22 protein-coding genes are annotated in these 20,425 nt (G+C 35.8%); 4 read left to right on the top strand and 18 right to left on the bottom strand.

The genetic code is table 11. The annotated features are described in order from the left end of the window. Positions 1–170, top strand: a 170-nt coding sequence (locus BLS14_RS18630; protein WP_143021564.1) for an IS3 family transposase, incomplete at its 5' end; no start/stop codon positions are given. A 101-nt stretch (positions 171–271) separates the two neighbouring features. Here BLS14_RS18630 and BLS14_RS18625 read toward each other — a convergent pair. Both BLS14_RS18625 and BLS14_RS18620 read right to left on the bottom strand, forming a co-directional pair. Further along, positions 272–574, bottom strand: a complete 303-nt coding sequence (locus tag BLS14_RS18625) for a hypothetical protein (RefSeq protein ID WP_090953340.1) — start codon at positions 572–574, stop codon at positions 272–274. 37 nt (positions 575–611) lie between these two features. Further along, positions 612–797 carry a hypothetical protein gene (locus BLS14_RS18620; protein ID WP_090953338.1) on the bottom strand — a complete coding sequence of 62 codons (186 nt, stop codon included), beginning with the start codon at positions 795–797 and terminating at the stop codon, positions 612–614. Between the two features lie 164 nt (positions 798–961). Here BLS14_RS18620 and BLS14_RS18615 point away from each other — a divergent pair, with 164 nt between their 5' ends. Continuing rightward, positions 962–1,213, top strand: a complete 252-nt coding sequence (locus tag BLS14_RS18615) for a helix-turn-helix domain-containing protein (protein WP_090953336.1) — start codon at positions 962–964, stop codon at positions 1,211–1,213. A gap of 679 nt (positions 1,214–1,892) precedes the next feature. On the opposite strand, the gene BLS14_RS18610 is transcribed toward BLS14_RS18615, so the two are convergent. The 10 genes from BLS14_RS18610 to BLS14_RS18560 form a co-directional block, all read right to left on the bottom strand. Continuing rightward, positions 1,893–2,795 (bottom strand): DUF981 family protein, encoded by a 903-nt coding sequence (locus BLS14_RS18610; protein ID WP_090953334.1) that lies wholly within the window; start codon positions 2,793–2,795, stop codon positions 1,893–1,895. Between the two features lie 289 nt (positions 2,796–3,084). Continuing rightward, complete coding sequence (locus BLS14_RS18605) at positions 3,085–4,542, bottom strand: TIR domain-containing protein (protein WP_090953332.1); 1,458 nt, start codon at positions 4,540–4,542, stop codon at positions 3,085–3,087. A gap of 1,043 nt (positions 4,543–5,585) precedes the next feature. Continuing rightward, complete coding sequence (locus BLS14_RS18600) at positions 5,586–6,227, bottom strand: hypothetical protein (RefSeq protein ID WP_176854602.1); 642 nt, start codon at positions 6,225–6,227, stop codon at positions 5,586–5,588. Between the two features lie 1,257 nt (positions 6,228–7,484). Next, complete coding sequence (locus tag BLS14_RS18590; protein ID WP_090953325.1) at positions 7,485–9,290, bottom strand: serine hydrolase domain-containing protein; 1,806 nt, start codon at positions 9,288–9,290, stop codon at positions 7,485–7,487. A 108-nt stretch (positions 9,291–9,398) separates the two neighbouring features. Further along, entirely contained in the window at positions 9,399–9,833 is a 435-nt protein-coding gene (locus BLS14_RS18585) for a hypothetical protein (protein ID WP_256336564.1), read from the bottom strand. A gap of 51 nt (positions 9,834–9,884) precedes the next feature. Then, positions 9,885–10,340 (bottom strand): hypothetical protein, encoded by a 456-nt coding sequence (locus tag BLS14_RS18580; RefSeq protein WP_090808350.1) that lies wholly within the window; start codon positions 10,338–10,340, stop codon positions 9,885–9,887. A 47-nt stretch (positions 10,341–10,387) separates the two neighbouring features. Further along, complete coding sequence (locus BLS14_RS18575; protein WP_090953321.1) at positions 10,388–10,852, bottom strand: hypothetical protein; 465 nt, start codon at positions 10,850–10,852, stop codon at positions 10,388–10,390. A 143-nt stretch (positions 10,853–10,995) separates the two neighbouring features. Further along, a complete protein-coding gene (locus BLS14_RS18570) occupies positions 10,996–11,304 on the bottom strand; it encodes a hypothetical protein (protein ID WP_090953319.1) in 309 nt (102 codons plus the stop codon). An 84-nt stretch (positions 11,305–11,388) separates the two neighbouring features. Next, a complete protein-coding gene (locus BLS14_RS18565; RefSeq protein WP_090953318.1) occupies positions 11,389–11,799 on the bottom strand; it encodes a hypothetical protein in 411 nt (136 codons plus the stop codon). 97 nt (positions 11,800–11,896) lie between these two features. Beyond that, positions 11,897–12,145 carry a hypothetical protein gene (locus tag BLS14_RS18560; RefSeq protein ID WP_090808347.1) on the bottom strand — a complete coding sequence of 83 codons (249 nt, stop codon included), beginning with the start codon at positions 12,143–12,145 and terminating at the stop codon, positions 11,897–11,899. 270 nt (positions 12,146–12,415) lie between these two features. Between BLS14_RS18560 and BLS14_RS18555 the strand changes: the two genes are divergently transcribed. Next, the gene (locus tag BLS14_RS18555) at positions 12,416–13,249 is read left to right on the top strand and encodes a hypothetical protein (RefSeq protein ID WP_090808345.1); all 834 of its coding nucleotides are present in this window, start codon (positions 12,416–12,418) and stop codon (positions 13,247–13,249) included. Positions 13,250–13,337: 88 nt separating this feature from the next. Continuing rightward, positions 13,338–13,778 carry a hypothetical protein gene (locus BLS14_RS18550; protein ID WP_090953316.1) on the top strand — a complete coding sequence of 147 codons (441 nt, stop codon included), beginning with the start codon at positions 13,338–13,340 and terminating at the stop codon, positions 13,776–13,778. A gap of 506 nt (positions 13,779–14,284) precedes the next feature. On the opposite strand, the gene BLS14_RS18540 is transcribed toward BLS14_RS18550, so the two are convergent. The 6 genes from BLS14_RS18540 to BLS14_RS18515 form a co-directional block, all read right to left on the bottom strand. Continuing rightward, positions 14,285–14,833: a hypothetical protein gene (locus tag BLS14_RS18540; RefSeq protein ID WP_090953314.1), complete on the bottom strand. Its 549-nt coding sequence runs from the start codon at positions 14,831–14,833 to the stop codon at positions 14,285–14,287. Positions 14,834–14,870: 37 nt separating this feature from the next. Next, positions 14,871–15,284, bottom strand: a complete 414-nt coding sequence (locus tag BLS14_RS18535; protein ID WP_090808340.1) for a hypothetical protein — start codon at positions 15,282–15,284, stop codon at positions 14,871–14,873. A 219-nt stretch (positions 15,285–15,503) separates the two neighbouring features. Then, positions 15,504–16,109 carry an oxidoreductase gene (locus BLS14_RS18530; protein ID WP_090953312.1) on the bottom strand — a complete coding sequence of 202 codons (606 nt, stop codon included), beginning with the start codon at positions 16,107–16,109 and terminating at the stop codon, positions 15,504–15,506. A gap of 375 nt (positions 16,110–16,484) precedes the next feature. After that, a complete protein-coding gene (locus BLS14_RS18525) occupies positions 16,485–17,084 on the bottom strand; it encodes a hypothetical protein (RefSeq protein ID WP_090953310.1) in 600 nt (199 codons plus the stop codon). Between the two features lie 585 nt (positions 17,085–17,669). After that, positions 17,670–18,407 carry a UMP kinase gene (gene pyrH, locus BLS14_RS18520; RefSeq protein WP_063564016.1) on the bottom strand — a complete coding sequence of 246 codons (738 nt, stop codon included), beginning with the start codon at positions 18,405–18,407 and terminating at the stop codon, positions 17,670–17,672. 293 nt (positions 18,408–18,700) lie between these two features. Beyond that, positions 18,701–20,422: a helix-turn-helix domain-containing protein gene (locus BLS14_RS18515; protein WP_090953308.1), complete on the bottom strand. Its 1,722-nt coding sequence runs from the start codon at positions 20,420–20,422 to the stop codon at positions 18,701–18,703. Between the last annotated feature and the right edge of the window lie 3 nt (positions 20,423–20,425).

Raw genomic sequence — 20,425 nt, 5'->3', positions numbered from 1 at the left:
TTGGCATTATGAAGTCAGAATTTCTCTATCTTAATGAGTTTGAAAGTCTAGATGACTTCAAGCAAGAACTAGCACAATACATCGATTACTACAATCACAAACGCATTAAGTCAAAATTAAAAGGCATGAGCCCGGTACAATACCGAATTCATGCCATACAGGTTGCATAAAAATATTTGTCTAACTTTAAGGGGTCACTTCACCGCTTCGGCTGGTTTTTTAAGTTAAGATAGGGGCCACTTCCCCTGACTTATGGATTCGCGTTAGTGGATTAAGCCTTCGTATCAATCTCATCCGGCGTCGACACACCAAGCAAGGATACTGTAAGTTGAATGCCATCCCTCAGCCCTTGCATGTACAACTGCTCATTCTCTATCCCTTTGGTGACAATGTATCGGCTCTCCCACTCAGCATATTCAGGTGTTTGCTCGATATCCTTGCCAGCAAACAATCCTTCGAACGCTTCGTCTGTTCCCCCACGTAATCGACTCAGTTCAGGATCATGCTCGATTCGTGCAGATACCTCATCCAGTCTTGCCTTGATCGCTCGTTGCATCCATGGTGGAAAATCCATAGCTTCTCCTCCCCTACGCATTATGTAATCTCACTCATCATCGTACCACTCTGCTATGTCTCGCCTTTATTTCACTAACTCGTGCCACCAGTTCATCCACCCTTCTGCTCTGTTCCTGAACCTCCGGATTGTCCCACAACGGAATCGCTTGCTTCAAGGATGCCTCACCAAGCTGATTAAGCTTGCGCCGTTCCTCTTCCAATAAGTCAAGCAACCGGCTCATACATCCACCTCTCTGATGGGTCTAAACTGCGCCGTGTCTTGTTAAGACTAGACGTGAGCAGTCAATTTTAATGCGAATATCGGTTTATTTTATTTTAATTCGATTTTCGCATTAAAACAACCATTATTTCTCATACAATTTGGTTGAAATGAGGGGTGTACATAATGAAGCATAGACAAGAACCACCTGGCGACAAAAATATTATTGGCTCCCGAGTCGTAGCTATCCGTAAAAGTAAAGGAATTAAACAACGAGTATTCCTCGCCAGATTGCAAACACTAGGTTTGGATATCAGTCAGACCAGTCTCTCACGTCTGGAGGGACAATATCGTCTTGTTCAAGATTATGAGGTCGTGATGATTGCTAAGGCTTTGGAGATATCTGTGGGAGATTTGCTTGGGGAAGAAACAGAGTAACCCTATATAATCAGAAGAATCACTACAGTAAGAACTGAATTAGTAGTTTCAACTTTACATATTCGAGAATAAAGCGGATCTACTTACAATGAAAAGTAGACCTAAGAAACAAACTGGGGGAACAAACTTCAAACTAGTTCTTTTCTCCAGTTTTTAAAGTTTCGAATTGTCGAGTAGACTACCTCTGTATCCTCCATTTAGATTATTAACTAAAAAAAATGTTCATCAGTAATGCTTTACTGACTGAAGAAACTTGCTATTTCTTTCCTATACTTGCTTTCACTGAGAAGTATGTGAAAGCAGATGAATAGCCTAGTTCATGATTGTGATAAATGCACCCACGAAAAAGAAAATAAAAGTGCTCTTACTTGGTCATCTCGCTCAAAGTATTTTGAATCAAAATTGGATTTTATGATGTTAAGCATTAGCTTGTAATCAATGTCTGATCATTGGTCCGGGACATCCAAGTATAAAAGAAAATCCTGTTCTTCATCAAAATAGTTATATAGTCCCTTCGTTGAAAACGATTTCATTCAGTTGGTTAACATGTATTCATAGTATTTTCTCCTTGAATAAATAATAGCGCCGAAATGATACGCGGCGCTTACTTAATTGTTCTGCACTAAGTTTTTCAGTCTTCAAAAATGTATAAAAAGTCTTTAATTGAATAAATTATATTTTATAGTTTATTTTGTTTAAGGTCTTCTAAATCATAATATCTTATATCTATTGCAATCTCGTTTTCAAACCCTGATTTTATAGCATTAGTTGCTCGAGAAAAGTTAACAATAGGTTTATCTGAGACAAACACAACGATAAATCTGAATCCGTCATTCAACTTATAATTATTGACCACTTTACTAATTTTTTTTCGGATTTGTTCAATTGTTCCAGTACTGATGGCGAGGCTATTAATATATTTCACTTCAATTCCAATTGTTTCATTTTGCTTAAATGCAACTCCATCAAACTGTACAGTTCCCTTATTTGAATCCAATGCCATCTGCCTACTAACTTGTACGTTAAGTTCACTATCTAATCTCTTTAAGACTAATTCTTCGACAAGAAGATAAAAATTCTCCAATGTAGCTATAAAGTTCGTAGAGGTTTTCTTCAATTTTTCTAAAGCATTAGAATCTTTATTATTTGAATCAGTTGACTCAATATCTTTCTCATTATCTATTTTTTCAATTTCTGTATTTCCCTTTGTATAATTTATAGATTCCTCATCGATTTCAGGTTGTTCATCTGATATTAATTTAATATCTTCTTTTAATTTCTGTTCACGCTCAAAGCTGTTCAATGGGCGAAAAAAATTACGCTCATCCTTATAATCACCAGGCCCATACAATTTCTGATGATGATTTACAACCAAATAAACAAATGTAATAAGAATCAATACAGGAAAGAAGACAACAAACCATATTAGCACCCAATTTTGATTAATATCTAAAGTGTTATTAGAGATAGTTAAAACTAATCCTGCAATTCCATATATTAACGAGATAAATAAAGCTATTATTCCTAAAGGATTTCTTGTAAGTCCTTTCACATTAGCCATAAAATCAGTTACTGATTTCATTCCAGCCCTCCTAATCTTTTATTATCTTATGTTTCCGTATCAAATTTTCTAGCTTCCTCATTCAATGTTGCTAAGATGGTACACTTCTTGATGAATTCTCCTTGTTTGATTGTTAATGTTACTGTGGTGAATTCATTCTACACGAATTCAGCCATTTTCCTTTTATCCCCAGAAGGTGTCACCCTTCATATGACAATTTTTCAATTAAAAAAGAAAGAACGTCTTATATCACGCATTATTAAAATGTACGTTGCTCTTTGGAAAAGACATACGGTAACCGGATCTTATACTAGATTGACAGAACCGAATATACCTCTGTCTGACCTTGTTTCAAACACTTGTTTTTTTCTTCAATTTCCATTTTTTCATTTGAGGCAATATCCGATAATCTTTGTAATGTATAGGAACTATTTGGATTAATCCCCAATGAATCCTTGAAATAATTTCTTGCCAAACTATAAAGGCCTCTGCTATTCAATAAGTTTCCTGTATTAGATAGTATCCAGCTTTCTTTTCTTTCAGATACCTCGTTGGCTTTCTCATATGAATTTAAAGCCACATTATAAAGTTTTAAGTCATAAGTTATATCCCCTATTTTAGCTAAATATTTATGATCTTTAGGGTACATATCACTTAGTTTTGTCCATAAAAATAAAGAAATGTGATTGTTTTTTAGTATATCACTTGAAAACTGAGCATATTTTTGTAATACCTCTTCATCTCCTGGATTTTCTAAAAACAATTCTCTTATTATAGAATGCCTGTCTTCTATATCATTTGAATAGCTTTCTCCTAAAATATCAAAATACTTTAACTTTAATTTTGTAGAATCTTTTTGCTCTATTTCTTTTTTCAAATAATCTTTTGCTTCTTGCCACTTGCCAATTCCTAAAAGACACTCTGTTTTCTGTATGATCAATTTATCTGTATGCACACCGTACATATTCAATAAACTTAAAGATTTAAAAAAGTATTCTTCTATATTTAGACCGCGAATAGTATAGGCCAGAGCTTCGTATTTAATGTTCTCGTCTGTTTCTTCGATCAGTTTCCTAAATTCAGCCTCCCCCTTTTCAGTATTAATCCTAAATAGCATCACAGCTCTAACACATATGTACGCAATATTTTCTTTATCAATCTTTGACTCACCAATTTTCTCATTTAATATATCAAAACACTTTTGAAAATTTTTGTTTTTATGAAATCTTATAAACTCCTCTTCAAAACTATCCTGTAACTTATCAGTTGAATTTGGCTCATTAGCAGTTGGTGCAACTTCTGTATTTTCATGCAACACCCCTTCTTTTTTCATTTTGTTTCTAACTTCGTTACATGCGGAACCAGTGCCTGCAGCTAAATTTTTATCACTTCTATTATTTTCATAGCTAAGAATGTTCAACCCAAGAAGATCTGAAGCTATGTGAATTTCAGCATCATTTGGCTTGAAACCAAAAACCCTATTTCTTCCTAACCTCCCCATGAATAGTCCCATTTCAAAAAGAACATTATCTCTTACAGTTTTCTGTTCATTCCCCCTTAAAACAGTAACATCATCCGCTGAAAAGACAAATATACTGAAATCGACTCTACCTAACATCTCAATCAAATCTTCGAGTGCATAATTGGAAGGGTCAAACACTCCTTGACTCCATACTGTAATTTCAGCTTCATGATTTAAATTTTGTTGAATAGCATAAGCAACATTCAATCCTTCAACTGAAGAAGCAATAAAAATAGACGGTCTCATAAATTTTCCCTCTCCTTACAATAATTAAGTCGGTTTCATTCCATTTTAGTATAGCCTTATCATTTTGCTGACTAAAAGATTAATCAATGCCTTAACTTTCATCTTCTTACATACTATAAAATAGTATAATATCGTTTTATTGGCGATAGACAAGCATGAAACCGCCACTATAGGTCTATTATACTTATACTGTTTTCCTCTTTTTCGAGAGTTATTTCATCTAATGCTTTCTGTATTCACGATTCAGGCAAAGGCCGGGGTGTCTGGCTACATTTGCTTTCCCGTAACCTTTGATGTCAGACCGAGGACGTATGCTTGAAAGCGTTAATAAAATAAATGCCTAATTTCTTTTTGATTTTTTTAAACTTAAAGTGACACAATATCACCTAGCACTGAGTAAATGTATGCAATGTGACTTTATGCCTCTTCGTTGAAAAACTTTTGCATGCGTACCTTATTTCCTTCACAAGATATCATATATTGATCTTTACTAACTTTTAATTGTATACCACCTGCTAATTCAACAACTGAAACAGGGTAAAGCGAATTTGCAACTTCTTAAATAATTCCCTACCTGTATGTACAACATCGCCCAGTCCTCATCATTATCTGATTTCAAGTTCTCATAAACTGAGATGAATTTCTCAATTTTTTCTTGACAATTCACTTTTACTTTACAATACAAAGTATTACGTTTGAGCGTGAAATATATTTCTGCCTTGCTTCAATTAGAATCCAAACATTTATTAAGCTAGCTAACCTCAAGCATTTAGAACAATAATCTGTGTAGGAATTTCAGTTAGCTCAGAATTCTTTAATGTCTCTTAGTATAATTGTTTAGCCTTTTGTTATCTCGGTTTCACTTGATTTAATGCATATTAAATTTCTTTTGTATTTTTAAAGAGTTTTTTTACGTTACAAAATTCATGAACTCCGAAAAATCGTATATGTCTGTGAGATGCTTTCTTAAAAATCCCTCCAGCAAAACTGAGGCTTCCGTGAGGAACTGATCCTTGAGTATTATGTTAAACTATGACAACTCTTCATGACTCAAACTTCAAAAGATTTCTTAATTCATTGGTATTATTAATACTCCATAGTTTATAATTCTTTGAGATCTCTAATAATTTTTCTGTTTTAAATCTATAAATCATGAAAACAATAACAATTGCATGTATTTTCTTTAATCTGTCAATTTTAGTTTTGTTAATAATTTGTTCATAAAAACCTACATACTTTAGAAAATACAAAATAGGGATATGCAACACTATACCTATTATATCGATAAACATTTTTATCCAGAATCCCACTTCTAATGTATCATTCAGATGTACTATTAAGCCTCCCAGTGCAGCACATATAAATATAAAGCCAAAAATCATTAATATGTTATTTAATAAATTTCTAGCTTTCACGTATTTTTCATCTCTTTCAGTCACAGCTAAGATCCCAGCAATTAATGCTGAAATTGGTACTATTACTAGTTCTGCTACAAGTGATAAAGTATACTCATTAATGATAAATAATGGAATTACACTCAACTTAAAAGTAGCTTTGAAAATTTTATTTATATTTATTTCTTTATAATCTGAAGAGACTCGAAAAACCAAAGGATATAAGGCAGAAAAAATCCAAACTACATAGTCTTTAACCACTCCTACTTCAAGTATTTTAAAGTAGAACATAGGGCAAAAAAAATAGTATATACAAATTTGCAAAAATAAAAACAGGATGCCTAAACAAGTAAAAAAAAGATTTAAGAATTTGCGGTATTGATGATCTAACATTCTTAACAGACAAAACATAAATTATGAATATTCCAAACCAAATTAATATTGCTTGTTCTCTTGAATTTAACAATTCCACTTACCTCATACTTATTAGATTTATGTTGATTTCGTCAAACATCAAATGTATCTACTTCGTAAACACTACTCTTTCAGCCTGGGTATCTGAACTACATACATAATACCCCAGAAAATATTTTTTGCGAAGAAAAAATTTGATGAAAGATAGAAGCTAACTGATTACTTATTCCCCCAATTATTTATTTCAGCTGGCGTTAAATAGAAGGATATTTTTTGTTCTAATTTGTGTAACATAAGGTTGTTTGCGAACTCGTACTACTCAGAGAACGTTCGACCTGATTACAATACGCTTTAATTCGTTTTGCGGCTGTATCCTAGTAACTTTAGCGCCTTCTGCAATGGTTCTTTGCTCCACTAGTTGTTTACTTACTAGTATTTCATTCGGAATGAAACAACCTACTTACAGATAACGGAAAATGCTGATAAAATATACGGATGATAAAGTTGTTCTCACACAGTGAAATTGTTGGTAGTAAAAACATAAGGATAGGGTGTATTTGACTAACAATACGCTAATAATTAGCGTTTTTACACTTTGTATTCTAGTCATATTGGGTTTTCTGAGATGGGACACCCTTGATTCCAGCGGAGACATTAGTTATAAGTATGATTAATGGGCAAGTCAAAAATGGGTAGAGTTCTATCCGCCGCTAGCTGCTTCTTCCAACAGCATGGAGTTTCTACTTATATATAGAGAAGAAATAAATCAGAGTGATATAAATAAATATTTAGAAAAACAAGCTCTCGCCGGAGAGTTAGTCAACAAGTGGATTAAAAGAACAAAGTTAACGGATGGATATATAGGTCTATTATTATTAAATATTCTAGTGGTCATTTACAGTTTCATTAAAATATTTATATTGAGAGACAAAAAAATAGAATGATCATGATCCCCCTTCAATATGCCGAGGCACACGTTGCCAAAGGGCATACTAACACAAAGGCAGCAGTCCCACATAAGGAACTGCTGCCTTTACTCTTTATAATTTTCCCCACTTATAATATCAATGATGAATAGAAGTCATCCGTGAGCCATTGTAATGCTTTGAATATCTATATTCAGCGTTTAATCTTCTACACATACAAATTCCATCCCACAATAAAAGCAGCCAAGATGAACGCCGAGATGCCAGACAGGATGTACATCACCTTTTGCTTTTTGCTGTAACTGTTCTTCCGCAGTTTATAAATAAGCAAGCCAAGATACGCCACTGCTAGAACCACATAAAGTAGGTTAAACATTAAATTGATGCGTATCGAAGAATAAGCAGGATAATTCGGAAACCTCAACTTCGTTTGTAGGATGAAAAGATTAAGAAAGAGTGCCACACCTGCAAAATTAATGGCAAGATGATATTTATTAAAATTGGTAGTAAGATTTCCTCGTTTATTTAGTTTGTTAAGAAGCATCAAGATTAGATAGCCAATCAAAGCACATAAACTGAAAATGGCGGCTAGCGCAACAGGAATAAGAGATATCTTAATTAAGTTCTCCTTTAGATTCGATACTGGCAAATAATCAATGTAAGGAGTAAAGGAAATTTTCTCAACAACACCATTATGCTCGACAACGTTATAAGAACTACTTAATTCAGCTTTTGTGAATTTCTTTATATCAAGGGCAGTAAATAAATTAGTAAATCTAGATGCTGCCCGTCGTGCAGATTGAAAATATCCTCCCTCCTCCGAAGTAACTCTATTAGAATTGACGTTATCACCGAAAATTTCTTTAATAAGTCCATAATAATAAATTTCCTCATAAGACTGGTTTGTCATGACGACCATCCCAAATTTAGATGCGGGATCAAAGACAAGTTTGCTGGAAAAGCCTTTCAGATTCCCCTCATGCATCAGTGTAGGCACCCAGTATTCCATCTCAACGAACCCATGCGCAAATCGCGGAGTAGAGGTCCCATCATAATATAGACTTGTTGATAACATTTCGTTTAACGTATCCCTGTTCTTAAATAATATATTGCTATCATCCACAGGCATCAACGCAGCAAGAAATTTGCCTAAATCTTCTGCTGTGCCTATGGCTGCCCCTGTAGGATAAAACGTAACGTATACTTTGTTCTCAGGGATCAGTTTCAAATCTTTCGTATACCCTTCAATCTCATTTCTTCTTTGTACTAGGTCTGGATGATCTTTCCCCGTTGGATGAATCGAGGTGTCGTTCATATGAAGCGGTTTAAATATATGTTGATTGACATATTCATAAAAAGGTTGACCACTTATCTCTTCCACGATGTAACCGGCTAGACCAACGCCGTAGTTCGAATAACCCACTATGCTATTCGGTTTATAGATTTGTTTCGGCTCATTCTTACGCAGCGTATCTCCTAAATCAACATTTTCATTCTCGGCGTAATAATACACTTCAGTGACTGTTTGATCTTCCCAACCCGCATTGTGATGCATCAGGTTCAAGAGGGTAATCGGATCATCGTATTTCAGCTTTTTGAAAAATCCCTCTGGTAGATATTCCTGGATATCCGTCTCCAAATCAAGTTTTCCTTGTTCAACAAGCTGCATCACACTCGTATAGACCAGCAGTTTAGAGATCGAAGCCCATTCAAAAACCGTAGAGGTATTTGCCTTTCGCTGATTCTCAATATCTGCGTAACCATATGCTTTATTCACAATGGTTTCACCATCTTTGATAGCCACAACCGAAACGGCAGCGGTATACTTCTCATACGAGGCAACATATGCATCAATCGTTTCCTCTAGCTTGGATAAAGGAATCCTGGACGGTGTAGTCTCAATCTGTTTCTCTTTGGCGTGGGCAGGTACCGCTATTGCCATACTGATAAATATGAATGACAGAACACAAGCGATTACTTTGTTAACCGCGTGATATCCACGATTCATCTGCATTAGCTTCTCTCCTTATGTATCGAATGTTAATTACATACTCTTTTTTCATATACGTTTTCAAAAGAGTCCACATGAATAAAATTTTTTTCAACTACAATTACACTCTATTCAGGAGATAGGTCGGAGAAGTTCACCTTTCCAATTAACGATGTTTATTTCTTTATCTTTCAAGAGGCACCAATCAATGATCTCACCTATCAATTTTGGCGTGATGATCTCATCGCTCCATTTCGGTGTTAGTACTCTTCTGTATCCTATATATTCTGTTGTCCAGCCTTCGAATTCTTCTCCGATGATGACTATATGTGGAGGTTTGTTCTTAACACTGTGTTGTCCCACTTCATAAGTGACGATTAACTTCTTATCCTCAGAAACGATATGTAATTTGATTATTCCTTCATCGTCAATATCCGGTTCAACATACCAATAAAATAATCGATTGGATCGAACGATTTTACGTTTATATTTTTTTCTTACGCCCATAGCTAACCTCACATATTCCTTTTTCTCTGTATGCAGTACTTCAACAGTTTGCCCATCCACATGAACACTTTGTTATCCGATGTTGATGGGCCTTATGATTCATTCATTTTATTACTTTGTTATTCTTTCTTTATTGCCTAATATGACTTCATGAATTTCATCATATAATTGTAAATCTATAAATTCTTCATGAATCCATAGTCCTTCCTCAACATCTCCTCCCCCCATACCTCCACTAATCCCATCACCAGGAAAGAGTTTTTCGTAAAATAGTCCTTGGCCTTCTCCCTCATTACAGTCCCATGCAATGGTATCTAAATCTTTTAATAGAGTATGTAATGTCTCCTCACTGCAATTGACTAGTTTCATAGGGCAAGACAAGTAGATTTGTCCTCCATCATCACCTTCCATAATTACATATGCATCTGGAGTATCTGCAGCTTTCTTAAAACTATCTATAAATTGATTGTTGTGTAGTCCGTTTGCTTCATTAAGGATATGTCGTACAGGGCTATGGTGCTCTGGAATTACACCCATCTGATTGTTTTCCTCTTTTTTTCTTTCCATAAAGATACACCTCTTTGTTAGATATGTTTTCTTGGAGTTATCTGAAATTAGTTATTTACTTCATTCACTTCATTCATTCCTATGACTTGTTCAATTGCTATATTAAATTCTTTAACATTAATGTTTAACTTAATTATTCCTTCTTTATCAAGCCCTTTTGTATCTAATCTAAAAGTACCCGCCACTGCTTCCGAACTATTACCATCAATTTTCTCATTTATGTTTAATTTAATGTCTCTATCGATTAATTGATTCTGAATATCCTTACTTATGATTGGCTCAACTGTTTTTAGCATTATTGATTTATTGGTTCTATTCCATAGATTGAAATGATATGTTACGACTGTAATACCTTCATCTTCTTCGCTCCCTCCCAGTCCAATTGATATCGAGTTTATGTTCAACCCATTCTCAACAGTTTCATCCGTCTTTACACTGCTTGAAATACAACCACTTAGAGCTACTATTATTAAAAGAAATATTAAAATCATTGAACGCTTTTGATTTTTCAATTCGGAAACACCTCTATTTTATTTTTCTTCAATCCTGAATGTCTCTTTAATTATCTATTCTCAGTTCTTTCCTATCATGTTCCTGTAATCACAAGCCACTAGATACGAACACCCCCATCATTGGGAGAAAAAACTGGGCTTCATCACACATATCCATCTTCAGGTTCACCAATATCAAAGCCCAACACTTTTGACGCTTCCAACTTAAATGTTTCTATCCAAGACATCCATACATCGCTATCCATCTGTGCATAAAATGATAATCCACTGGGCTCAACGGATGCTTCAATGAAAACATCTTCCTCTTCAGTTCCAAACCAATATGGAATTCCACTTTTATAACCAATCCACCCTGGCATACGCTCATATACGCTAGAAACTTTATCCCACATTTCATCAGGCAGGTCATACCTTATATTTAGGTTGCAATTATGAGAGTCTATGTTGTTCATTTACATTCTCTCCTTCTACCTTAGACGTATATCAAAATTCATCCTCTATTTTATGTAAAGTACTACAACTCTTCCACCACTTGCTCAAAGTTGTATCTCTTGGTCCTTATACACTTTTTTCGTTATCATTTTTGTATATTTTAATCTCGTGATTTCAATCAGGTCATTTGGCTGCATTATATTCAGAATAGGAGTATCTTTGATTAAAACTTTGCTATTACCTCGTCCCAATCCTCTGACTATAATAATATTTTTGCTCTTCTTCACATCTACAATTTGTCCGACCGTTATGAACTGCTCTTGTTTCTTGAGATCAAGGTAAGTTACAAGGCCCAGTATACAAAATATAATAAAGCTAAAAGTTGACAGCGCAGTTGTCCACACAGGGGGATGATTCACTAAGTTGTTGGTAATTAGTTGAATTCCAATGATAAATATAAACAAAACGATGAATAGCAATTGCTTTTTTAATTTCCCTTTAGCTTTTTCGTTCATAGCTTCTCCTTCTAAGTAGATTTCACCATAGCCGTTATTTCAAAATTTACTTACGTAACTCTAGTAACTTCAAGTCAATAATAAACTGTTGTTGTTTTTACCTATTACGTCTCACTCTCATTAATGGATCTTTACGGAGATGAATCACAAAGTCTTGATTCGACGTATGATATACAACGTTACCAGGCTCTACTCGAGAAAACTCTTTATTCGCATCTTGTTCTGATACGGTACGAATTGGTGCAACTTCATCTACGATTTTTTTGTTATCTTCCTCATGATAATGAATGATAGAAACCAGAACAAATTGGTCAGGAAACAGTTCTCTAACCTCTTGCCATTTCATGTGTTATACCTCCTGTTATTCGTATTATTAAAACTTTCTATCATTTTATCATATGCACCTGAATTCAAATATTGTTCCTGTATCATAACATTTCCTTCGAGACAAAGATGGAGGGGATCCATCTTCACCAATTTATAGGAGGTCAGACTTTCTTTAAAAACAACTCATGGTGAAAAGATAATCATTTGCCTTAAATGATATTATGTATTATATTAGGAAATGATTGGGTATAAAACGTTTTAAAAGTATATTAATTAAAGGAGTGTTCGTATGAAAAAATTATTTACGTCATTGTTGTCTTGCCTGCTAATTGTTGGTATTTTAAGTGTTCAAGTAGCAGGGGCTAGTGGATTTAGCTCCACTACTAGTACCACTAATGAATCGGGTACATACGTTATCCCTACTGAGGATGGCAGTACATTGGAAGTTTCAATTGAAGAAACAGACAAAGAATATATTGTAACTTCTTATGTAAATGGCGAAAAAGAATCTCAAACAATTAAAAACAAAGAAACAAGAGATATGATGACAATTGATAATGATGGGAAAGTAGAATATTCTAATGAGAGTGACTATATTGAAAAAGTTGCTCCAGATCCGATGATTAGCAACAATGAATCTTTTGCTACTAGTGCTGCTAGTAATTGGACGTTTGTAGATTCAGCATACAATTCTAATCCAAATGTGAAGCAATGGGGTTATTTATATAAACAAGAAAAAATCACTTTTGGACAAACTTATAATCTTAATTATGATAAAGGAACTAAAGTTTCAATCATAGTAGGCGTGATTATCGGCCTTATCACAGTCGGCACAGGTGGTATAATTGTAGCTATTCTCGCAGCGCTGGGCTCAACTATTGTTGCTGATAAGATCACCAAAGCTATTACTGGTCAAGTTTATGGAAGATTTGCTGCACAAGACTTGGAAGTAAGATCTAACGGGAAGATTGGACTGCGCAGTAAGCGAACGATCGTAGATGCTAAAGTGATTAATACAAAGAACGGAAAAGTTGAATGGGTACCAATTAGAGTTGAAGGCGAAGGAAGAAGTAATACTGATCTTTGCATAATCGGAGCCTATAATGCTTGGCTTCTTAACTAAGGCTATTTCGAAACAGTCCACTCAATATATATTTAAGATAAGTTGATGTCATTGATTTGGCTTCAACTACTTATTCAAAGGAGATATGATGTATAGAAAACTAATAATTATTGCTTCTCTGATAGAAATATCTTTTTTAATTTTTTTACAATATCGTTACAATAATATTTTAGATCTGTTTCCTTTTATTGGAGCGTTAGTCTTTTTCATAGTGTTGAGTTATTTCTTAAAAGTTCAACTAAGTAAAAAGCGTAGAGAAATAGCATTTTTTTTACAAACACTCTTTTTGATATTAATACCAATTTATGCAATAACTACACTTCCTCAATACACGTATGAAAGTGCGGTAGATAAGGTCACTCAGAATTTAGAAGAACCTTATGTGGTTAATAAGCAGAAGAATACTTTAATAGAAGATGAATCTAATGAAATTAAAAAAGGTTATATGTTTTCTGTAGAAAAAAATTCAGAAGTAAATTCATACGTTTTTGATCCATGGACTGGTAATTATCATAAAGTGCAAGATTGAGATAAGCTTAGCTATTCAGTTAAATTGACGTAGATTTTGCTATCATGTGAAATTTGTTTTTTTACGCCTTAATAATGAAACTTACTTTGAGAATCGGTTCGCCGATTCTTTTTTCTTTTACGTTCTTACGCTTCATATCATGCATACCGGCGAATACAAGACCTAGAACGAATTTCCGCGTAGCGTGAATATGATGTTAAGTGATGTTCCTCTGAATAATCAGGAAACTTAAACTCCCATGTCCATACATCGAGTGGGCTTTGAATACCTGAATATTTTCGTACTAACATGCATATATCTCTAAGTTGTTCATGCACTCGTATGACCGAGTAACTCCTGAATGTATCATAGATCTGTCCCGTTTTCCAGCAAATGAGTGGCGGAGGAGTGTCTCAGAGCGTGAATACTCACCTTTTTTCACAATTCCTGCACGTCGTCCTGCTTCTTCAAATACTTTCTGCAAGCTCCGCTCAGTAAGATGTCGATCAGAAAGCAATCCATCTCTGTCATAGATACTTCAATACCTTGATCAAATGTAAGACAAAACTATACTTCTCAAAATCAGAGTTTAAAGCAAGAGATTTAGGAATCATATCACCTTGGATTCGTTTTCGCATTATCAGTGGTTTTTCTTGAGTTCCTATGTGTAGACGGTATTGTTCATTCTCATATTCGACAGCTTCAAGATTTTCTCCAGTGTCATCTCCGTAATCTTCCCAGCTATATCCCTCTTTCCACAAAGCAGAAAAGCTACACGTGCTTATCTGATTATACGCATTGGGTTTGAGTCTAAATACGGCTCCCCAGCATTCGTCTACTTCCTGAGGTAAAGAAAGATTATGGTCCAGATTACAGAGCAATAACTCGTAATCAAACGAGTCGTAGTAATACTGGTATAGTGAGCCGCCATGTTTGAGCTGGGCACAGTGAGTAGGAAGATAACATTCGCTGGAGAGAGCAAGAGAAAGTTCAATTGTTCCAAAAGGCGTATATATTGAAGGTTTTATAAGATCAGTACCTTGAATTAAGTCTTCTTTTCCACGAAAAAGCTTCATGATGTCCCTCCTTACTCATCTACTTAAGAGTTACTTTCTATTCTTGATAATTAAAAAAATATTTATTATATAAGTTTGGCTCCATTTCTTTTATTCTAATTCCGTTCTCTCCTGCGTCCTCTATCCCTCTTATGTAGAAAAGACTCTTTAAATTTTTATCAAAGACAATACAAGAAAAGTCCCAGTCTTGATACCTATATTGATTAAAATCTTTCTTAGATTTGATATATGGTATAAAACTCATCTTATTTGAGTTATCGATTATTTGTATCACATTATCTAACTTTAATACTTTATTTTTAGATAAGTAGGTATCGAGATCTTCTTCATGGTAAATGTCTAAAAATAAAATAGAATTGTCTTCTATTAATAATCCATCTAGAACCTCGGTGATATTACAATTAAGAATCTTAAAATATGGAGGCATTTTGATAATTTGTAATGGTTTCATCAGTTCTCCCCAAAAAAGTTTTATCGAGAATTTCATAAAGTGTTCTTACATCTACGAACCCTCACTACCTTAAAGAGTGCAGCGACTTGTCGCAAATCAGTAAGGTAGTACAGGGTACCTGCTGACTCCACTTCTTCGAATACCCTCGGCAGACCAAGAAGCGAAAGCAACGGCGTAGATATGTTGTTATCTAGATGTCAATTAACTTCCAAAAACTACTTATAAGTTGTACTTCATTTTCATTCTTTCATATAACTTATAATCCGTATTTCTATTTACAATCTCTCCAATTAACTCTTTCCATTTATTTTCAATCCACTGAGGATTTTGTTCTTTCAGAATATCCTCGTTAAATTGACTATCAATATACTCCAAATCTTGTTTGAGCAGTCCTATATCCTGAATAAGTTGATTTCTCGATTCTTTTTCTAGCGAAACCTTATTCGATAATATTTCGCCTATGATTTCTACTCTTATATGCGTATACATATCTCTAAACACATTATAGATTAAATAGGTTGAAGATAATTGATCTTCCCGGAAGTCGGATTTCAGAAAGACGAATGATTCTTCACCCACTTTCAAAGATACTGCCACATTTCCTAATGCGTGTATGACTGTTTCCTTCGAAGAATTGTTCTCTAAGCTTTTTATCACATTATCTAAATTGTAGATGGATTCTTTTATACCAATTTGAGTTCCATGATTCAGTTTAACCGTGTAATCAACCTTTTGATTGTCTTTGTACGCTTTGAATTGATAGTTGAAGTACATGCTTATTATCAATCCAACCATTAGTATGATTATCGCAATATTTTTTCTCATTGAATCACCTCGTAATCATGTCATTGAATTCATATAATATCTAATTTTTTTGCATTTCTAACATACAACATATTCCATCTATCAGTGCCTGAACTACGTATATGATAACCCATATTGTTACATTTAAGAAGGTGAATTGGCGAATAAGGGATAATCATTAGTTTTCTCAAACCCTTATCCATACGGATCAAAAGAAGAAAACGATAATTGTTCAAAATTAGTAAAGGCACGGGTTTTACTCGCAAATATCCAGTTAATACACTGCATTTTACTCGTTTACCACATAAACAAGAAAAGGTCAGCCTAAAGAGGTTGACCTTTCTTGTTTATAAATTAGCACAGAACTTATTACATAACCTTAATTCATTTAATCAGTTAATCAATAATTTTTTTAAGCTCAAAAATAGTTGCCTCTGATAACAAGATAAGCCTATCGTTATTAACAGCTAAAAAGCTTAAACTTACAGGTATGCTCATTTTTGTAGAAGAGTCACTTATATCTATTGCCTTTATTTCATCATTTATATGTAAGTCTGGGATATCTATTTTATAATATCTATAAAAAGAGTCAGAGTTATAGCATGTCGCCGTAATCTGATATAATGGATTTTTTAGTTCATATTGATATTTCTTATACTTTTTAAGTCCTTTTGATGAAAAAAAGTCTTTTTCGATTATAATTTTATCTCCAATAAATTTTTGCCCTGTTGGATATTCAGAAGCATCATTATATGAATTTGCAAATCCTAAAAGCTTCTCAACTTTCCAAGTTCCATAGAAATATTTTTCAGTTTCACTATCCAAGCTTATACGGTCTACCGTACAATAATCGGATGTGTTTTTTTGAATAATAGCCTCCTGAGTTTCAGGTTTAGGCTCATTAGAAGTATTGGGATTTGATGTCTTTTCAACATTTCCACAAGCCGATGCTAGCATCAACATTATCATCATACAAGCCAATATTGTTTTTTTCATATCTCACACTCCTACTATGAAGTTATGATTTCGCATGTTTACTCGCTTGCTAACTGAATTAATCCCCGTATGGATTAAAATCTTCTGTTCCTTCTTTTTATATCACCATGTGCTACAAGCTACTTCCATACAGCGAATAATTCTTCACTGCTGTATAACAAATGGGGCGATACTTTTTCTTTACTTTCCGATGAATTTATCAGTTTTGCCTCAGTGTTTTTTTCCGGTTGAGTTGTTACATGTTTACTGGGCGGCTCGCTCTAGCAGAAATTTTATCAGAGCAATTGAAGCGAGGAATGACATAAAATTTACATTATTTAAGAACAAAGTTAACTATATGTTATCTAAATCACAAACAACAATTTCCAATCTAACCCATACGCTTGCATTTGGTGACAGTGACGCTGGTATTACCCCAACTTAAAAGATTATGAATATCTAACTTGCTTTAAGCTTGGGAGGTCTGACTTTGTGGAGCCATAAACAAAATCCCACTCCATGGCCGAGTGGGATTTTGAATAGAACTTCTCTTTTGTGGAACTATCGTAACGCTAAATCAAGGGAGAGTAGTATTTCTAACATATTTCATTCCAACTCTGAAACTGATTCGCCACTAATTATCGTACCGTTATTCTTACCCTCACAGATTTCTTTCATCGAGCCTGGTTTATCGAAGTTAAACACATGCATTGGCAGATTGTAGTCTCTTGCTAAAATGAAAGCTGATTGGTCCATTACCTTTAAGTTGTGTTTTAAAACGTCGTTGTAATGAAGCGAACGAAATTTCCTTGCATCTTTATCAAATTTAGGGTCTGCATTAAGAACACCATCAACACCTTGCTTTGCAACTAATATAGCGTCACAATTAACCTCGATGGCTCTTTGTACTGAAGGATAGTCTGTTGTAACGTAAGGTTGACCGTTCCCCCCTGCAAAAATTACAATATAGCCTTTTTCTAGATGGTGGATTGCTCTTAGACGGATGTATGGTTCTGCAACTGAAGTAATAGGTATTGCGGTCATTACTCGTACTTCTTTTTTGGTCTTGGCTTTAAGAACTCCACGAAGCATTAAACTATTTACTACAGTCGCAAGCGTCCCAATGTTATCAGCTTCTGCCCTTTCTATCCCCCAGCTTTCCGCCATATTGCCTCTGAAAATGTTACCCCCACCTATAACTAACGATACTTCAACGCCTAAATTTACTACTGACATAATTTCATCCGCAATATGGTCTAACCTTTCTGGCTCAAAACCAAATTCAGAGTTTCCTGCTACTGCTCCACCACTTAGCTTAACGAGAACCCTTTTATACCTTGACAATTATTACACCCCCATAAAATAAAAACACTAAAGCAATAAATGCTTTAGTGTCCTAATGGAATGGAAATATGAAATTACGTAAGTCGACTGAATGTAAGTCTTCCGTTTCCACCTCATACCCCCACCCCTTCCATGTTTTTCCGTTAAGTAATTTTACATTACGTGAGGCTAAATTGCAATTACCGTCAATATTAAATCTGCAAGCAATTTCAATAAGTTATAGAATGATTTATGATGCGCCGTATCAAAGAGCTACCTTGCCACTTTACAAACAACAAAAAAATCATAACCCCTCAAGCCAACAACGCCTGTTCAATCTGATCCACAATGCCATTAATGCCTGTCGGTCCATAACAGCCGATCCATGTTGCGGCATCAACCGAGTGTATGTGCTGGCGCTTACTCGCATCGAGCATCCCCCAGACACGCTGCTCTGTTGCGGATATTTCCTCCTGCATCATTTCATTGCTAAGCAAAAAATAGTGGCTGGCATGTACAGCCGGTAGTCTTTCAACTGAAATATGATAAGCCGTGTCGGAAGTATCTGCTACAAATGATGGAGCAGGTAAACCTAGGTCACGGTACAGCACAGCACCTGTACGATGCGAGGCAGAATGTACGCGAACCAGAGAATCTAGTGGACGAATCAGTGCTACGCTCTTACCTGCAAGGACTGTAGCAAGTTCTTCGGACAGCAATGCGGTTCGTCGATGATAATCCGCAAGTATTCGCTTTGCCTCTGCTCGCTTACCTGTCAGTTCACCGAACAGGCTTAGAATGGTCTGCCAGCTCTCATTACGCTTGAACATAATCACTGGAGCGATCCGGCTTAACCGTTCAACGTGCTGATCATGCACCTCGGTGCAAATAATCAGATCTGGAGACAGTCGTTCCACAGCAAGCAGATCAGGGTATTCATACGTTCCGAGCAATTCGGTAGCCTGAAGTCCTGCCCTGATATATTGCGGGAAATGGAACGTTGCACTTCCTACTCCTACACTTCCCGCTGGAGACAACCCAAGCGCAAGCAAATGATCGGCATACTGGACATCAAGTACAGCGATACGTTGCGGTAGCTCGGTGACAGTATACTCTCCTCGCATATGGCAGATCACCGGGCCTTGGGCTGACTCATACGAAGAAGCCGCGCGATTCTGAAGCAAAGTATTTGCATAGTCTGCATCCGTTTTCGAAGCGGCGGCAAGCCGATAATGCAGTGGTGGAACGCCAACATATTTCTTAAAAGCCCTGCTGAAATAATACATGTCGCGATAGCCCATTTTGTCAGCAATTTCGCCAATGGAAGCATCCGTATGACGCAGCATGCGCGAGGCACTCTCCATGCGCAGCTGAATGACATATTCCATCGGTCCGAGCTGCTTCTCTTGTTTGAATCGGCGTTGTAGCTGTCTTACACCGCATCCCGCAAGGGCTGCCAACTCTTTAAGCTCCAGATTCTGGCGATAATGCGACGTTATATAGGAAGCGACAACATCCACCATGTCGGACTCCGCTCCTCCCTGACCACGTTCATACGCCATAATCAGCTCGTAGATCATGCCCTGGAGCAGTGCGTTGGCATAAAAACGTTCCAGCCCTTCGCCGCGGCGCCATTTGGCAACGATTTTTTCCGCATTCTCGATCCATTCCGCTTGAGTCACAGGGTTCTGAATAAACGAAGTTTGCAGTGGGTGTTTGCGATACGAGGGTATAACATGAGAGGCTCCTTCCATGGAAGAAGCCTTATACTTGATCACGATATAATAAAGTTCGTCTGATCTGGCGGTCAGCGTGAAGGATGTGCCCTCCACCACATGACAGGCAAAAGAAGCTCCAATGTGGCAAACCTCACCATTCATTGCAAGCTCCCCTTCCCCTCCGCATGCCAGCAGCAACACATTTGAAGTTATTTCTGTTTCGCTAAGAACACTGCCTGTCTGCAAAGTACCGCTATACCCGTCGAGCATCTTGATCGTCGTATCACTCCATAGACTTGTCTGTTCTTGCAGCGGCATTTC

Source organism: Paenibacillus sp. OK060, assembly GCF_900101205.1.
Taxonomy (GTDB): Bacteria; Bacillota; Bacilli; order Paenibacillales; family Paenibacillaceae; genus Paenibacillus; species Paenibacillus marchantiae.
Note: the sequence above shows the minus strand (reverse complement) of the source record. Positions and strands in the feature narration are given on the sequence as shown.

Bases quoted from the DNA above. Each gene is read 5' to 3' on its own strand.
- BLS14_RS18610 (WP_090953334.1), bottom strand. From the start codon at position 2,795: ATGAAATCAGTAACTGATTTTATGGCTAATGTGAAAGGACTTACAAGA.
- BLS14_RS18555 (WP_090808345.1), top strand. From the start codon at position 12,416: ATGAAAAAATTATTTACGTCATTGTTGTCTTGCCTGCTAATTGTTGGT.
- BLS14_RS18580 (WP_090808350.1), bottom strand. From the start codon at position 10,340: ATGGAAAGAAAAAAAGAGGAAAACAATCAGATGGGTGTAATTCCAGAG.
- BLS14_RS18540 (WP_090953314.1), bottom strand. From the start codon at position 14,833: ATGAAGCTTTTTCGTGGAAAAGAAGACTTAATTCAAGGTACTGATCTT.
- BLS14_RS18550 (WP_090953316.1), top strand. From the start codon at position 13,338: ATGTATAGAAAACTAATAATTATTGCTTCTCTGATAGAAATATCTTTT.
- BLS14_RS18620 (WP_090953338.1), bottom strand. From the start codon at position 797: ATGAGCCGGTTGCTTGACTTATTGGAAGAGGAACGGCGCAAGCTTAAT.
- BLS14_RS18515 (WP_090953308.1), bottom strand. From the start codon at position 20,422: ATGCCGCTGCAAGAACAGACAAGTCTATGGAGTGATACGACGATCAAG.
- BLS14_RS18625 (WP_090953340.1), bottom strand. From the start codon at position 574: ATGGATTTTCCACCATGGATGCAACGAGCGATCAAGGCAAGACTGGAT.
- BLS14_RS18535 (WP_090808340.1), bottom strand. From the start codon at position 15,284: ATGAAACCATTACAAATTATCAAAATGCCTCCATATTTTAAGATTCTT.
- BLS14_RS18570 (WP_090953319.1), bottom strand. From the start codon at position 11,304: ATGAACAACATAGACTCTCATAATTGCAACCTAAATATAAGGTATGAC.
- BLS14_RS18590 (WP_090953325.1), bottom strand. From the start codon at position 9,290: ATGCAGATGAATCGTGGATATCACGCGGTTAACAAAGTAATCGCTTGT.
- BLS14_RS18565 (WP_090953318.1), bottom strand. From the start codon at position 11,799: ATGAACGAAAAAGCTAAAGGGAAATTAAAAAAGCAATTGCTATTCATC.
- BLS14_RS18530 (WP_090953312.1), bottom strand. From the start codon at position 16,109: ATGAGAAAAAATATTGCGATAATCATACTAATGGTTGGATTGATAATA.
- BLS14_RS18600 (WP_176854602.1), bottom strand. From the start codon at position 6,227: ATGTTCTACTTTAAAATACTTGAAGTAGGAGTGGTTAAAGACTATGTA.
- BLS14_RS18615 (WP_090953336.1), top strand. From the start codon at position 962: ATGAAGCATAGACAAGAACCACCTGGCGACAAAAATATTATTGGCTCC.
- BLS14_RS18525 (WP_090953310.1), bottom strand. From the start codon at position 17,084: ATGAAAAAAACAATATTGGCTTGTATGATGATAATGTTGATGCTAGCA.
- BLS14_RS18605 (WP_090953332.1), bottom strand. From the start codon at position 4,542: ATGAGACCGTCTATTTTTATTGCTTCTTCAGTTGAAGGATTGAATGTT.
- BLS14_RS18560 (WP_090808347.1), bottom strand. From the start codon at position 12,145: ATGAAATGGCAAGAGGTTAGAGAACTGTTTCCTGACCAATTTGTTCTG.